The sequence below is a fragment of the Acinetobacter sp. ANC_7511 genome, assembly GCF_056779975.1.
The window spans coordinates 149,836-162,312 of record NZ_JBWYIY010000002.1 but is presented as its reverse complement, the minus strand read 5'-3'; the positions used below and the strand labels follow the sequence as shown (position 1 = coordinate 162,312).

Here is a 12,477-nt window from a genome sequence, read left to right as displayed (position 1 = left end):
AAAAGAGCCATTTGGCTCTTTTTTTAAGTATTTGAGATACGTTCTATCAATGTTACGCTCGCTTGGTTTAGACCAATCACACGTACCTGAGTCCCTTGGGCTTCAAATTTAGCCACGACATTCGCTAACATATTGACAGAAGTGATGTCCCAAATATGAGCATAGCTGAGATCTATTTCTACTTGCTTGATATCTTCTTTGAAATCAAAAAATGCATAAAAAATTTCTGCGCTACTGAAAAATATTTGACCTTTCACCGTATAGTAGCGCACGTGATTTTCTAATTCAGATTGAACTTTTACTTCACTCTCGAGTTTATTAATGAGAAATAAGGCTGACAGAACTACACCAATCAATACGCCTAGAGCAAGGTTATGTGTTGCAAGAACAATCACCACGACAGTAAGCATGACAACATTACTTTGCACGGGATGTTTGCGGAAATTTTTTACTGAATCCCAATTAAATGTCGTGAACGCGACCATGATCATAATGGCGACTAAAGCAGCCATAGGAATATAAGCCAACCAATCTTTAAAGAAGACCACGAGACATAGCAAAAAAACACCAGCCACTAATGTCGATAATCTTGTTCTTGCACCTGAGCTGACATTGATGATGGATTGACCGATCATTGCACATCCAGCCATACCCCCCATAAAGCCACTTACCATGTTCGCGATCCCTTGACCGCGACATTCTTGATGACGATCTCCTTCAGACTCAGTCATTTCATCAATCACAGTCGTAGTCATCATGGTCTCAAGCAAACCAACTGTGGCGAGCGTGAGAGAGTACGGTAAAATAATAAGTAAAGTGTCGAGATTGAATGGAATTTCAGGAACTAAAAATACAGGCAAGGTATCTGGGAATGCACCTAAATCACTAACTGTTCTCATGTCAGCGCCAAGTAGAAGTGCCAATACACTGAGTACAATAATACACACTAATGGCGATGGTATGATTTTTCCGATTTTGGGTAAATAGGGAAATGCGTAAATGACCAATAAACCAATCGCTAAAAATATATAGCCTAAGCTTTTCATTTGAGCAATTTCTGGAAATTGAGCGATAAAAATGAGAATCGCTAAAGCATTTAAGAAACCATAGACCACTGACTGGGAAACAAAACGCATGAGTTTTGCGACTTTGAGATATCCAGCGATAATTTGAATTACACCTGTCAGAATCGTAGCTGCCAATAAATATTGTAATCCGTGTTCTTTAACAAGAGTGATCATCAGCAGCGCCATCGCACCTGTAGCAGCCGAAATCATAGCAGTCCTACCACCAAAGAAGGCGATCGTAACAGCTATACAGAATGAGGCATACAGACCTACCTGAGGATCAACGCCAGCTATCGCCGAAAATGCGATAGACTCTGGAATCAAAGCTAAGCCTACGACTAAGCCTGCAAGTACGTCAGTTCGAATGTTAGAAAACCACTGATCTTTCTTTAAATAAATCACAATTTGCCTTTCACAAAGATGTAGCAGCGCTATGGTAAAACATCACACAAATAAAAGCTGAAAAAAGCTTGAAAATTAATTCAATCTGCACAATATTCATAAGGAGATCATCGATGTTTACGCTTGCTTGCAATTTAAAAAACAGTTCTTATTGAAAAAAAGCGTGAAGCAATTTAAAAATGATAGTAGTTAGATAACAAGGAAAAAGTATGAAGTTGTATTATTCGCCAGGTGCATGTTCACTCGCAGCGCATATTATTTTAAATGAAATTAATGTTGATTTTGATTTGGTTCGTGTTGATCTTAAAACTCATACCACTGAAAAAGGCGAAGATTACTTCGCAATTAATCCTAAAGGCTATGTGCCGGCGCTAGAAATTAATCCTGGCTTAATTTTAACGGAAAATGTCGCAATTTTACCATTTTTGGCACAGCATGATCCTGCTCAAGATTTAATCCCACCTTCTGGATTAGGTCGAGCAAAAGTATTAGAGTGGCTTGGTTATCTAAATTCTGAATTACACGATGCTTATGCAGTGTTTTTCGGTGCACCGCTCACGGACGATGCTAAACAAAAAGCGTATGCCGAAGTTGATCGTTTACTGACATTCATTGATAAAACAATTGGTGAATCTAATAATGATTATTTGGTAGATGATAATTTTGGACCTGCAGATGCGTACTTATTTGTACTCACCAATTGGTCTAATCATATTGAACATGACTTGAGTCCTTATAAAAATATTATTCATATACGCAATAAAGTTGCAGAGCGTCAGTCTGTACAGATTGCGATGCGAGATGAAGGATTGATTCCTTAACAGGTAAGGTTTCGTTCCGTTTGTTTCGAGAAAGAGCCGAAAGGCTCTTTTTTTACTCTAAAATTTTCAGAGTAATTTCACAAAGATTATTTAGAAATAGAGAGCATTAAAAAGACAAATTTTTCATCATAATTCGTTTCAGATTCAGTGGTAATCCATTAAATAAGATATCGTTATTCATGATATTTTTTGAACTAAACATTATTTAAGTCGCTGATTTAAATATGATATTTATATTTTGTATTTAAATCGTTGGACTAAAAAATGAGTTTGAAATTATATTCTTACAACGAATCAGGTAACAGTTATAAAGTACGTCTGTTAGCAGCATTATTGAAAGTTGATCTTGAAATTGTAGAACTAGATTATTTCAGTGATGAACAGCATAGTGAGAAATTTTTAAAAATTAATCCAAAAGGCGAAGTGCCAGCATTAGTAGATGGCGATATTGTTTTAACTGATTCTGCCGCAATTTTGGTGTATTTAGCAGGTAAATATTCAGATAAAAACACATGGTGGTCTGAGGATTTAGTAGAACAAGCTAAAATTGTAGATTGGCTTGCTTTTGCTGCCAGTTGGGTTCAATACGGGGTTTTCACGGCACGCGCGATATTGTCTTTCAAAGGTCCATACAATGGTTTGGGATTAGAAAGTACTGAGCAAACACTTAAAGAGGCGAAAATACGTGGTCACAAATCTTTGGCTATTTTAGATGGTGTGCTCAAAGACCGTGAATGGTTAGCGAATAATAGACCAACTATTGCGGATATCGCAGTGTTTGTCTATGTCGCGTTAGCACCTATGGGTGATATTTCTCTAGAGCCTTATCCAAATGTACGCGCTTGGATTGAAAGAATAAAAAATTTACCTAACTTTATCAAAATTGATGGATTGGATGATCCTTTGTATCGTCGAGTGAGTTAAGAAAAAACCCACTTTAAAAAGTGGGTTTTTTTTTATTTAAAAAAGTATCCAGTTTCTGGAGAGCTTGCATTTGCCATACGTTTGCGTGGCATACGACCAGCAAGATAAGCCTCGCGTCCAGCTTCAACGGCTTTTTTCATAGCAGAAGCCATTAGAATCGGATTCTGTGCAGCAGCAATTGCAGTGTTCATGAGTACGCCATCACAACCTAATTCCATCGCAATAGCAGCATCACTAGCTGTACCAACCCCAGCATCCACCAATACAGGGACTTTGGCATTTTCTTTGATGATAGAAATGGTATGTGGATTAAGAATACCTAAACCAGAACCAATTAAACTTCCCAAAGGCATAATAGCGACACAGCCCATACTCTCAAGTTCTTGCGCGACGATAGGATCATCAGAGGTATAAACCATGATTTCAAAACCATCATCGATCAATGTTCTTGCAGCTTTTAAGGTTTCAGTAATATTAGGATAAAGCGTTTTTTCATCACCTAATACTTCAAGCTTGACTAAATTGTGACCATCTAAAAGTTCACGTGCGAGCATACAAGTGCGAATGGCACTATTGGCATCAAAGCAACCAGCTGTATTGGGAAGAATGGTGTATTTTTCCGGTGGAATCACTGAGAGTAGGTTAGGTTGATCTGGATTTTGACCAATGTTTACGCGACGGATTGCAACAGTAACGATCTCAGCACCACTGGCTTGGATTGCTAAGTCAGTTTCCTGCATATCCTTATATTTTCCAGTGCCCACTAATAGTCGTGAACTAAATGAACGTGATCCTATGATCAACGGACTATCTTCCATATTTACTCCGAGTTAACCACCGCCAACAGCATGAATTATTTCTATACGGTCAGCATCTGAAATAGGGGTATCTGCTAGTTTACTTTTTGAAATGATCATTTCATTTTTTTCAACAGCAAATCGTTTACCTTCTAGCGATAATTCTTGAACCAGTTCTAATAAGTTTTGGCATTGCGTTTGAATCGACTCGCCATTTAAAAAAATATTCATCAGATGACCTTCAAATTAATGTTGAATTTTGAATGCTTGCCATGCTAAAAGTAGCCAGCCAATAATCATCAATGCTCCACCAAGAGGTGTAATTGCCCCTAACCCGCGCGGGAGCCCTAAAGCCATGAGATATAGAGATCCACAAAATAAAATGATACCGAACTGGATGAAGATAAAGCTGAATTGAGTTGAAAAGTTTGGAATTATTTTTGGTATGAGTGCGAGTATTAATAATCCAATTGCATGATAAAAGAAATAATCAGTTGCAGTCTGCCACCATGTCAGTTGGGCTTCGGTTGCACGAGCTTTAAGGCCATGAGCGCCGAAAGCACCTAGCATTACGGCAAGCGCTAAATTAATGGCTGATATTGAGATCCACATCAGGTTATTCCCAATCGAAAATTGCGTCATACGATAGCATACATGACGTACGATTTTTTTAAACTTGCATAGCGTAAATACAAAAAAAGAGCTTATAGCTCTTTTTTTGTAATCGTATTAATTTGATGACATGGCGATCTTGATCTTGTCCATGGCATTTTTTTCAAGCTGGCGAATACGTTCAGCGGAAACATTATATTCGGCTGCTAGTTCATGCAACGTAGACTTATCATCATCTAACCAGCGGCGCTGTAAAATATTGCGTGAACGATCATCCAGCTGATCCATTGCTTCATGTAAAGCAGAGGTGCTCTGTGATTCATAATCTTCTTCCTCTGCTAAACGAGCAGGGTCATAACGATTATCCTCTAAGTAAAGCGCAGGAGCGACATGAACTGAGCTTTCATCATCTTCATCGGATTGAGCTTCGAAGGCTGCGTCATAAGCTGTTAAACGACCTTCCATTTCAAGAACTTGTTCAGCTGTTACATTTAAATCAGCCGCAATAGATTGTGCTTCCTCGAGCGTTAATTTCTTGCTCGATTTTTTTAAGCTTCTTAAGTTGAAGAACAGTTTACGTTGAGCTTTAGTTGTCGCAATTTTAACAATACGCCAGTTACGAATCACATATTCGTGGATTTCAGCTTTAATCCAATGTACTGCAAAAGAAACTAAGCGTACTCCCATATTGGGATCGAAGCGTTTTACGGCTTTCATCAAGCCTAAATTACCTTCTTGGATTAAATCGCCTTGAGGTAAGCCGTAACCTGCGTAACTGCGGGCAATATGCACAACAAAACGAAGGTGGGACATCACCAGCATTTTAGCTGCGTCTAGATCTTGGTCATAAAAATAACGTTCAGCTAACTCTTTTTCTTGTTCAGCTGTCAAAATAGGGATCTGGTTTACAGTACTAATGTAAGCACCTAAATTGACCCCGGGCGCAGACAATGACAGGGGCATCAATTGATTGCTGCTGTCAGTCATGAGTACTCCTTATAGGAAAATAGTTTAAAAAACCAATTACATTCATCTTAATCCTTATAGCATACAGAATTAAGCGAATTTGGGTAGTGAAATGTAAATTTAAATACAATATTTATCCATGATTAATTTAGATGAAAACACCTAAGATTCAATCACGTAATGAAATTCAGAATCCGAAACTTGTTTAAATGCGCATGTCAATTTATGTAGCTGACAATAACGTTGAATATCGATTTGACTGTTCGGATCTGAAGCTTTTAATAAAAATTGCTGAGGTGCACTATTTTGTTTCATCGATTTCTTAAGTAGCAGTAAAGGTAAAGGGCAAGGTTTACCCATCGCATCGATTAACACTTGAGACATAGTAAAACACGAGATTGAATAATAAAGTTGGTCATTATTCTAGCAAAAGTGTGACTTAAGAATAAAATTAAATGATTTAGATGAACTGTTCAAATAAAGTGCAATTTTTGCACTAAATTTGTGTGATTAATATACAAGTTTTAGTTAGATAATTAGCTAAAATTTTTCTATTAATTGTGTTGTACCCATGTTAAGCTCAATGCGTACTTAAGGATTGCGTAGAGAAATTTGTTCTCTAAGCCTTATTTATAATGGATATAACCGGGATTTTGTTAATAGTTTTACAGAATGATTACAAGCTTTGAAATAAAAAATGTTTTAAAATTTGTTTGCTCTGCTGTTTGCAACACCGGGTGGTCCCTTTTCTTACCAACTGAGGATTAACTTATGACAGCTCGCGAACAAGGCGTTGTTAAGTGGTTTAACGATACTAAAGGTTTTGGCTTTATTCAACGCGCAGGCGGTGATGACGTATTCGTTCATTTCCGTGCTATTCAAGGTGAAGGCCACCGTTCACTTCGTGACGGTCAACGCGTAGAATTCAGCGTTGTACAAGGTCAAAAAGGTTTTCAAGCTGAAGAAGTTCAGCCTTTAGACTAATCCTACTTTTCACTGAAAATTAGGTTGCGCTCCAATTTTGATAAATTGGGGCGTTTTTTGTTTATACTATAGACCATTATCAAATATTGATTGTAGAGCCCCTTATATGTCATCAGGTTTCGAAACCCTTAATTTACATCCGCAACTTAAGCAAGCGATTGATGCTTTAGGGTTTAATGAAATGACCCCCATTCAACAGAAAGTATTGAAATATACGTTGGTAGGGCATGATGCAATTGGACGTGCACAAACAGGCACAGGAAAAACCGCAGCATTCTTAATTAGTGTTATTAATGATTTATTGAACAATCCGATACAAACACAGCGTTATCGTGGTGAACCCCGTGCTCTAATTATGGCACCAACGCGTGAGCTTGCGATTCAAATTGAAAACGATGCACGTGATCTGACTAAGTTTACCGACTTAAATGTTGTGACTTTGGTGGGTGGTGTAGACTTCGATAAGCAAAAAAAACAACTGGATGAAAATTTCGTAGATATTCTTGTCGCGACACCAGGTCGTTTGATTGATTTTACTGAACAAAAAGAAATTTGGTTGGATCAAATTGAATTTTTAGTCATTGATGAGGCAGATCGTTTACTGGATATGGGATTTATTCCTTCTGTTAAACGCATTGTGCGATTCTCTCCACGCAAAGAACAACGTCAAACTTTAATGTTCTCTGCTACGTTTAGTTATGATGTACTCAATCTTGCTCAACAATGGTTATTTGAACCTGTTACTGTCGAAATTGAGCCTGAGAAAAAAACCAATGCTGACGTAGAGCAACGTGTTTATGTGGTTGGGAAATCAGATAAATACAAATTGCTTCAAGAAATATTGCGTGATGAGCCAATTGAAAAAGTCATGATATTTGCAAACCGCCGTGATCAGGTCCGTAAGCTGTATGATCATCTTAAGCATGATGGTTACAAAGTAGTGATGTTATCTGGTGAAATCGCGCAAGATAAACGTTTAAAGATGTTGGATCAGTTTAAAAATGGCAAACACAACATTATGATCGCAACTGATGTGGCTGGTCGAGGTATTCATGTGGATGGTGTGTCACACGTGATTAATTTTACTCTGCCTGAGCAGTCTGATGATTATGTACACCGTATAGGTCGTACAGGTCGAGCAGGAACAAGAGGGGTGAGTATCAGTTTCTTGTCAGAAGATGATGCTTTTTATTTACCTGAGATAGAAAAAGCGATTGGTCAAAAGATTCCATTGACACGTTTAGATGGTTATTGCTAATTGCTCAATAAAAAAAAGTCCCATCAAAGGGACTTTTTTTATAGGAAATTTTAGCGGGATGAATTACAGCTGAAGGTGATTGTTGTTTGGTAGTCAGTGTCTTTTTCGATTGTATTTTTAGTGCCGATCACAGAGCCAAGAACTGATGAAGCTGCAGTAATGAGTTTACCAGTCTGTTCATCCACAACACCTTTTAGTGCGCCGTTATATTCAGTTTTTTCGTCAATTAAGACAGGCGCAGAATTCTTACCACAAGTTTTGTTCGCGGCAGAAATTGCATTATTTTTTGCAAGAACTTGGGTTTTGCCTAATCCTGACACTTCATATTGATTGTTTGGTTTTTGAATAGCAAGTGTTTCAGTAGGTGTTGATGCACAAGCACTCAGGAGAATTGTTGCAGTAGCTACAGAAGCCAATGTCATTAATTTTTTCATTTTATTTTTCCTCTAGCGTTGCAATATTAAGTTTGGAGCTCAGTCATGTATGCTAGGGCTTAAATTCCAAAGAATTAAGCATGTTTTGTATCGATTTTGAAGTGAAATACCTGATTTCTGTTTGATTGTAATCATGCTGGATGTCTCGTGTATAAGTATAACTGTAGAGTAGTTTTCAATGTTTATGCTAAGCTTAAGTACATAGTGTTAGTTTAAAGATTAGTCTTCAAATGTCAGATCAATTTTCTCAAGTAGTGCATGACAATATTCATCAGCGTCAATCCGTTGGTCATTTGGTAGAACCTCATCCTAACGCAGAACAATTAGAATTAGCTTTTAAAGCCGCTTTAACCGCGCCTGATCATCATCGTCTGAAACCGACACAATTTATTATTGTGAAAGGAGAGCAACGAGAAGCATTTGGAGTTTTACTCAGTGAAGCAGTAGCAGACCTTGGTGAAACTGATTCAATTCAAATTGAACGCGCACGTCAGCATCCTATGCGTGCACCTATGCTGATTATCGCTGTAACACGATTTCATGATCATGCGAAAGTTCCATATTTTGAACAAACTTTAAGTTCAGGTGCTGCAATACAAAATCTTTTGCTCAGTTTACAAGCTCAGGGTTTCAATACCATGTGGCGCAGTGGTGCTGTTGTGGAGTCGGATCTATTTAAAAGAAAGTTAGGGCTACAAACGCATGATTTAATTTCAGGTATCATTTATGTAGGGACTGCTTTTAAGGCGATTGCACCACGCGCTGAGATTGAAACAGATGCATTCGTCAGTTTTTGGCAGCCGTAATTGCAACATTGCAAATTTAACGATTAGAAAAAGAATGTTTAGGATTTAAAAGAATGTCGGAATTAAAGTTTTCAGATTTGGTCGAGCCAGTTGCAATTGATCATAAAACAGCCTTGCGTGTTACGATTCTTGGTGGTGGTAGTTTTGGTACAGCCATGGCGAATACGGCAGTGCGAAATGGTTGTGACACCATGATTTGGATTCGTGATGAGGAAATTGCGAATGAAATCAATCGAACACATGTTAATTCAAGATATTTGCCGGATTACAACCTTGAGCCAGCATTAAAAGCAGAATCCAATCTTGAAAAGGCTGTTCGAGATCGAGACATTATTTTGGTCGCTATTCCGAGCCATTCATTCCGAGATGTACTCAAACAGATCAAGCCCTTTATCACTGCTCAGGCGGTTGTATCACTCACAAAAGGGATCGAAGCTAAAACCTTTAGTTTCATGAGTGATATTATTCGTGAAGAGCTTCCAGAAGTGCCTTATGGCGTCCTTTCGGGCCCAAATTTAGCGAAAGAAATTATGTCAGGAATGCCTGCTGGAACAGTGATTGCCAGCCATTCTGAATTGGTGAGATATGCAGTGCAGCAAGCATTACACAGTGCACTATTTCGTGTATTTGGAAGCGATGATGTACATGGCGTGGAGCTTGGAGGCGCACTTAAAAATATCTATGCTGTCGCAATGGGGATGGCTGCAGCCTACAACGTTGGCGAAAATACCAAAAGTATGATTTTGACACGTGCGTTGGCGGAAATGAGTCGCTTTGCTGTACAGCTAGGCGCAAATCCACTGACATTCTTAGGTTTGTCTGGTGTTGGCGATTTATTCGCAACGTGTAATAGTCCTTTAAGTCGAAATTATCAAGTTGGATTTGCTTTAGGTTCAGGTAAAACCTTAGAGCAGGCAACGACGGAACTGGGGCAAACGGCTGAAGGGATTAATACCATTGTGCAAGTGAATGCAAGAGCCAAAGAGCTTGATGTCTATATGCCAATCACCACAGCACTTTATGAAGTGATTTATGAAGGTGCACCACCATTACATATTGCATTATCTTTGATGAAGAATGGTCATCGAAGTGATGTTGAATTCGTATTGCCGCATCATAAAGTTTAAGATTAATGAATGGTTTATCATCATTGTCATAATGTTTAGATATGATGGATGACACATGGTTTAGGGAAAACAAATGCAACTCACTTTAGTTCGTCATGGTGAAGCCGCTCCACCAATTAATGGTAATGACTCGAAACGACCACTGACTGAGCGGGGTCATATTCAAGCTGAACAAACTGCGCACTTTTTAAAAGACGTAGTAGCACCTGATATATTTGTAGTGAGTACTTTGCTCAGGGCGCAGGAAACTTTAAAACATATACAGCAACTCTTTCCAAATGTTGAAGTTTTAGTATGTGATAAAATTAAACCTGACGATGATGCTAAAGTTGCAGTTGAGTGGTTATCTCAACTACCTTTTGAGAATATTGTGGTTGTATGTCATATGAATGTTGTGGCATATATTGAAGAAATTATTACGTCTGAATTTTTTAATCCTTTTTCGCTTGCTGAAGCGCGGATTTATGATCAGACAGTCATTGCTGCGGGACTTTCCACAAAATTAAAACATTTTGTACCGTCAGCTTAATAACCATAAGTGTTTAATGAATAAAACGGCAGAATAAAATTAATGTTGTATTTATGGATGCCAGTGTCGAATGGGGTTTGGCTCTGGTCAAATGGTGAAAATTGGAATTCATCAACAACGCTAGAAGAGTTGATTCAAGATACTCAACCGTATCATGGACAAGAAGCTGTTGTATTCTTTTCAAGCCATGATGTACAAATTATTCAACAAAATATGCCCAAAGCTCAATTCAAGCAAATTGGAAGCGAAGGCGCTAAATATTTACTTGAAGAATATACCATTCACTCCATTGATCAGATGAAAGTGCTTACTCAATTTGAGGCACCAGACCAATTGTCAGTAATGGGGATCAGTCAATACCAAGTCCAAACAATGCAACATGCTCTGAACTTGATTCCGGTGAAAGTGGTTGCGCTATTACCCGATTTTTTGGTCTTACCAGTGCCAGAACAGGGGCAAACTATTTTAGCTAATATTCATGGGCATTTATTGGCGAGAACAGGATCAAATCAAGGTTTTGCGATTGATGATTTAGCATTGTTTTTGGATCTATTGCCAAAGCCTATACATATTTTGCATGATCGGTTAAATGATGATCAGATGATGAGTTTGATTCATGCAACGGAACAAAATGAGCGGGAAAGCTTTAATTATGTATTTAAAGCTGAAAAAAAATTAAAGAATCATCCATTCAATGTTTTGCCTAAAGCAAAAAACACAGAGGGTGGAATCTCAGGCTATTGGAAAGCATGTGCAGCACTGCTTGTGGGCTTGCTTGTAGTGCAATTCAGTTATGATTTAGTGCGTTGGGTAAAGTTAAAAAAAGTATCTGATCAAACGGCTTTGGTTGCGGTAGAGCAATATCAATCTTGGTTTGGACCCAATAGTCGTCTCAATGAGCAAAATTTGCGAAGCCAATTTGAAAGTAATTTGCGGATGAGTAAACCTGCAAATACTGAGGTCTTACAGTTAATCAGCCGTGTAGGTCCGATTTTAATGCAACATCAAATTATCGCAAATCGTGTTTCTTATGAAGCATCTGGTTTAAGTATGGATTTGGTGGCGGACTCATCCGAAAAATTACAAAATCTAATTCAGCAAATGAATCAGCAAGGCTTCAAAGCTGAACTTGGGAATGTGCAAACTCAGGATAAAATGGTCGTTGGTTTGGTGAAAGTACAATAATGAAAACTTTAGAAAAATTTCAAAATCAATTTGATCAATTATTTGAAAAGATTGATGACTATTTATCGTCATTGAGTGTGCGTGAGCGTGTACTTGTCATCGCTGCAACGATTATCGTTGTCGTCGCATTGATTGGATCTGCTTTGTGGAAAATGCACGAAGCAGCAGATAATCAGCAAAAAAGATTGAATGAACTGAAAGACACATTGGTGTGGATGCAATCCAATGTGATGACAATGAAATCTTCAACAGATTTGAGCCTAACACCTTCGGATAAAATTCAGCGTGTGGCACAACAAGCAGGATTATCTGTGGTCACACAACCAAGCGATAATAAATTAATGATCAGTGCTGAGCATGAAAACTACGCGATCCTCGCAAATTTTCTTACCCAATTGGTTCAAATGGGTTTAAGTGTTGAAAAATTGGAACTTATTAAGTCTGGAGCTGCGATTAAATTAACAGCATCAGTACAGTAAGTGGTGAAAATAAACCTATGACAGGCATAGCGTTTTGGGCATACTCAGCCTATAATGTGGCAACTTAAAAAACCGCAGTTTTTGAG

16 protein-coding genes are annotated in these 12,477 nt (G+C 38.2%); 9 read left to right on the top strand and 7 right to left on the bottom strand.

All coding sequences use genetic code 11. The features are described from left to right. Positions 1–23 precede the first annotated feature (23 nt). On the bottom strand, positions 24–1,469 hold the full coding sequence (locus tag AC1M9L_RS02260; protein ID WP_481591220.1) for a SulP family inorganic anion transporter: 1,446 nt from the start codon (positions 1,467–1,469) through the stop codon (positions 24–26). 209 nt (positions 1,470–1,678) lie between these two features. Between AC1M9L_RS02260 and AC1M9L_RS02255 the strand changes: the two genes are divergently transcribed. Together AC1M9L_RS02255 and AC1M9L_RS02250 are read left to right on the top strand one after the other, a co-directional pair. Then, positions 1,679–2,290, top strand: a complete 612-nt coding sequence (locus AC1M9L_RS02255; protein WP_092766135.1) for a glutathione binding-like protein — start codon at positions 1,679–1,681, stop codon at positions 2,288–2,290. Between the two features lie 264 nt (positions 2,291–2,554). After that, complete coding sequence (locus AC1M9L_RS02250) at positions 2,555–3,214, top strand: glutathione S-transferase family protein (protein WP_481591219.1); 660 nt, start codon at positions 2,555–2,557, stop codon at positions 3,212–3,214. A gap of 32 nt (positions 3,215–3,246) precedes the next feature. On the opposite strand, the gene AC1M9L_RS02245 is transcribed toward AC1M9L_RS02250, so the two are convergent. The 5 genes from AC1M9L_RS02245 to AC1M9L_RS02225 all read right to left on the bottom strand — a co-directional run bounded on the left by AC1M9L_RS02245 (position 3,247) and on the right by AC1M9L_RS02225 (position 5,973). Further along, entirely contained in the window at positions 3,247–4,032 is a 786-nt protein-coding gene (locus AC1M9L_RS02245) for a thiazole synthase (RefSeq protein ID WP_092766137.1), read from the bottom strand. Between the two features lie 12 nt (positions 4,033–4,044). Continuing rightward, entirely contained in the window at positions 4,045–4,242 is a 198-nt protein-coding gene (gene thiS / locus AC1M9L_RS02240) for a sulfur carrier protein ThiS (protein WP_035265912.1), read from the bottom strand. A gap of 15 nt (positions 4,243–4,257) precedes the next feature. Beyond that, a complete protein-coding gene (locus AC1M9L_RS02235; RefSeq protein WP_035265913.1) occupies positions 4,258–4,623 on the bottom strand; it encodes a DUF423 domain-containing protein in 366 nt (121 codons plus the stop codon). A gap of 117 nt (positions 4,624–4,740) precedes the next feature. Next, on the bottom strand, positions 4,741–5,610 hold the full coding sequence (gene rpoH / locus AC1M9L_RS02230; RefSeq protein WP_035265916.1) for an RNA polymerase sigma factor RpoH: 870 nt from the start codon (positions 5,608–5,610) through the stop codon (positions 4,741–4,743). A gap of 141 nt (positions 5,611–5,751) precedes the next feature. Further along, on the bottom strand, positions 5,752–5,973 hold the full coding sequence (locus AC1M9L_RS02225) for a sulfurtransferase TusA family protein (protein WP_035265917.1): 222 nt from the start codon (positions 5,971–5,973) through the stop codon (positions 5,752–5,754). A gap of 387 nt (positions 5,974–6,360) precedes the next feature. Between AC1M9L_RS02225 and AC1M9L_RS02220 the strand changes: the two genes are divergently transcribed. Together AC1M9L_RS02220 and rhlB are read left to right on the top strand one after the other, a co-directional pair. After that, on the top strand, positions 6,361–6,573 hold the full coding sequence (locus AC1M9L_RS02220; RefSeq protein ID WP_004824348.1) for a cold-shock protein: 213 nt from the start codon (positions 6,361–6,363) through the stop codon (positions 6,571–6,573). A 106-nt stretch (positions 6,574–6,679) separates the two neighbouring features. Then, the gene (rhlB, locus tag AC1M9L_RS02215) at positions 6,680–7,831 is read left to right on the top strand and encodes an ATP-dependent RNA helicase RhlB (RefSeq protein ID WP_481591218.1); all 1,152 of its coding nucleotides are present in this window, start codon (positions 6,680–6,682) and stop codon (positions 7,829–7,831) included. Between the two features lie 50 nt (positions 7,832–7,881). Here the strand turns inward: rhlB and AC1M9L_RS02210 are convergent, their stop codons facing one another. Continuing rightward, positions 7,882–8,265, bottom strand: coding sequence for a hypothetical protein (locus AC1M9L_RS02210; RefSeq protein ID WP_481591217.1), 384 nt, complete (start codon positions 8,263–8,265; stop codon positions 7,882–7,884). A gap of 230 nt (positions 8,266–8,495) precedes the next feature. Between AC1M9L_RS02210 and AC1M9L_RS02205 the strand changes: the two genes are divergently transcribed. The 5 genes from AC1M9L_RS02205 (at position 8,496) to gspM (ending at position 12,391) form a co-directional block, all read left to right on the top strand. Then, the gene (locus tag AC1M9L_RS02205) at positions 8,496–9,071 is read left to right on the top strand and encodes a nitroreductase family protein (protein ID WP_481591216.1); all 576 of its coding nucleotides are present in this window, start codon (positions 8,496–8,498) and stop codon (positions 9,069–9,071) included. Between the two features lie 53 nt (positions 9,072–9,124). Then, positions 9,125–10,198 carry an NAD(P)H-dependent glycerol-3-phosphate dehydrogenase gene (locus tag AC1M9L_RS02200; RefSeq protein ID WP_092766141.1) on the top strand — a complete coding sequence of 358 codons (1,074 nt, stop codon included), beginning with the start codon at positions 9,125–9,127 and terminating at the stop codon, positions 10,196–10,198. Between the two features lie 73 nt (positions 10,199–10,271). Then, positions 10,272–10,727, top strand: a complete 456-nt coding sequence (locus tag AC1M9L_RS02195; protein WP_035268776.1) for a phosphoglycerate mutase family protein — start codon at positions 10,272–10,274, stop codon at positions 10,725–10,727. Between the two features lie 42 nt (positions 10,728–10,769). Beyond that, positions 10,770–11,912, top strand: coding sequence for a type II secretion system protein GspL (gspL, locus tag AC1M9L_RS02190; RefSeq protein WP_481591215.1), 1,143 nt, complete (start codon positions 10,770–10,772; stop codon positions 11,910–11,912). Then, complete coding sequence (gene gspM, locus AC1M9L_RS02185) at positions 11,912–12,391, top strand: type II secretion system protein GspM (protein ID WP_481591214.1); 480 nt, start codon at positions 11,912–11,914, stop codon at positions 12,389–12,391. Before gspL ends, gspM begins: the two co-directional genes overlap by 1 nt. Positions 12,392–12,477: the final 86 nt, after the last annotated feature.

What these genes read in the sequence shown, in the direction of transcription:
- AC1M9L_RS02255 (WP_092766135.1), top strand. Translation starts at nt 1,679, where the DNA reads ATGAAGTTGTATTATTCGCCAGGTGCATGTTCACTCGCAGCGCATATT.
- AC1M9L_RS02250 (WP_481591219.1), top strand. Translation starts at nt 2,555, where the DNA reads ATGAGTTTGAAATTATATTCTTACAACGAATCAGGTAACAGTTATAAA.
- AC1M9L_RS02245 (WP_092766137.1), bottom strand. Translation starts at nt 4,032, where the DNA reads ATGGAAGATAGTCCGTTGATCATAGGATCACGTTCATTTAGTTCACGA.
- thiS (WP_035265912.1), bottom strand. Translation starts at nt 4,242, where the DNA reads ATGAATATTTTTTTAAATGGCGAGTCGATTCAAACGCAATGCCAAAAC.
- AC1M9L_RS02235 (WP_035265913.1), bottom strand. Translation starts at nt 4,623, where the DNA reads ATGTGGATCTCAATATCAGCCATTAATTTAGCGCTTGCCGTAATGCTA.
- rpoH (WP_035265916.1), bottom strand. Translation starts at nt 5,610, where the DNA reads ATGACTGACAGCAGCAATCAATTGATGCCCCTGTCATTGTCTGCGCCC.
- AC1M9L_RS02225 (WP_035265917.1), bottom strand. Translation starts at nt 5,973, where the DNA reads ATGTCTCAAGTGTTAATCGATGCGATGGGTAAACCTTGCCCTTTACCT.
- AC1M9L_RS02220 (WP_004824348.1), top strand. Translation starts at nt 6,361, where the DNA reads ATGACAGCTCGCGAACAAGGCGTTGTTAAGTGGTTTAACGATACTAAA.
- rhlB (WP_481591218.1), top strand. Translation starts at nt 6,680, where the DNA reads ATGTCATCAGGTTTCGAAACCCTTAATTTACATCCGCAACTTAAGCAA.
- AC1M9L_RS02210 (WP_481591217.1), bottom strand. Translation starts at nt 8,265, where the DNA reads ATGAAAAAATTAATGACATTGGCTTCTGTAGCTACTGCAACAATTCTC.
- AC1M9L_RS02205 (WP_481591216.1), top strand. Translation starts at nt 8,496, where the DNA reads ATGTCAGATCAATTTTCTCAAGTAGTGCATGACAATATTCATCAGCGT.
- AC1M9L_RS02200 (WP_092766141.1), top strand. Translation starts at nt 9,125, where the DNA reads ATGTCGGAATTAAAGTTTTCAGATTTGGTCGAGCCAGTTGCAATTGAT.
- AC1M9L_RS02195 (WP_035268776.1), top strand. Translation starts at nt 10,272, where the DNA reads ATGCAACTCACTTTAGTTCGTCATGGTGAAGCCGCTCCACCAATTAAT.
- gspL (WP_481591215.1), top strand. Translation starts at nt 10,770, where the DNA reads ATGTTGTATTTATGGATGCCAGTGTCGAATGGGGTTTGGCTCTGGTCA.
- gspM (WP_481591214.1), top strand. Translation starts at nt 11,912, where the DNA reads ATGAAAACTTTAGAAAAATTTCAAAATCAATTTGATCAATTATTTGAA.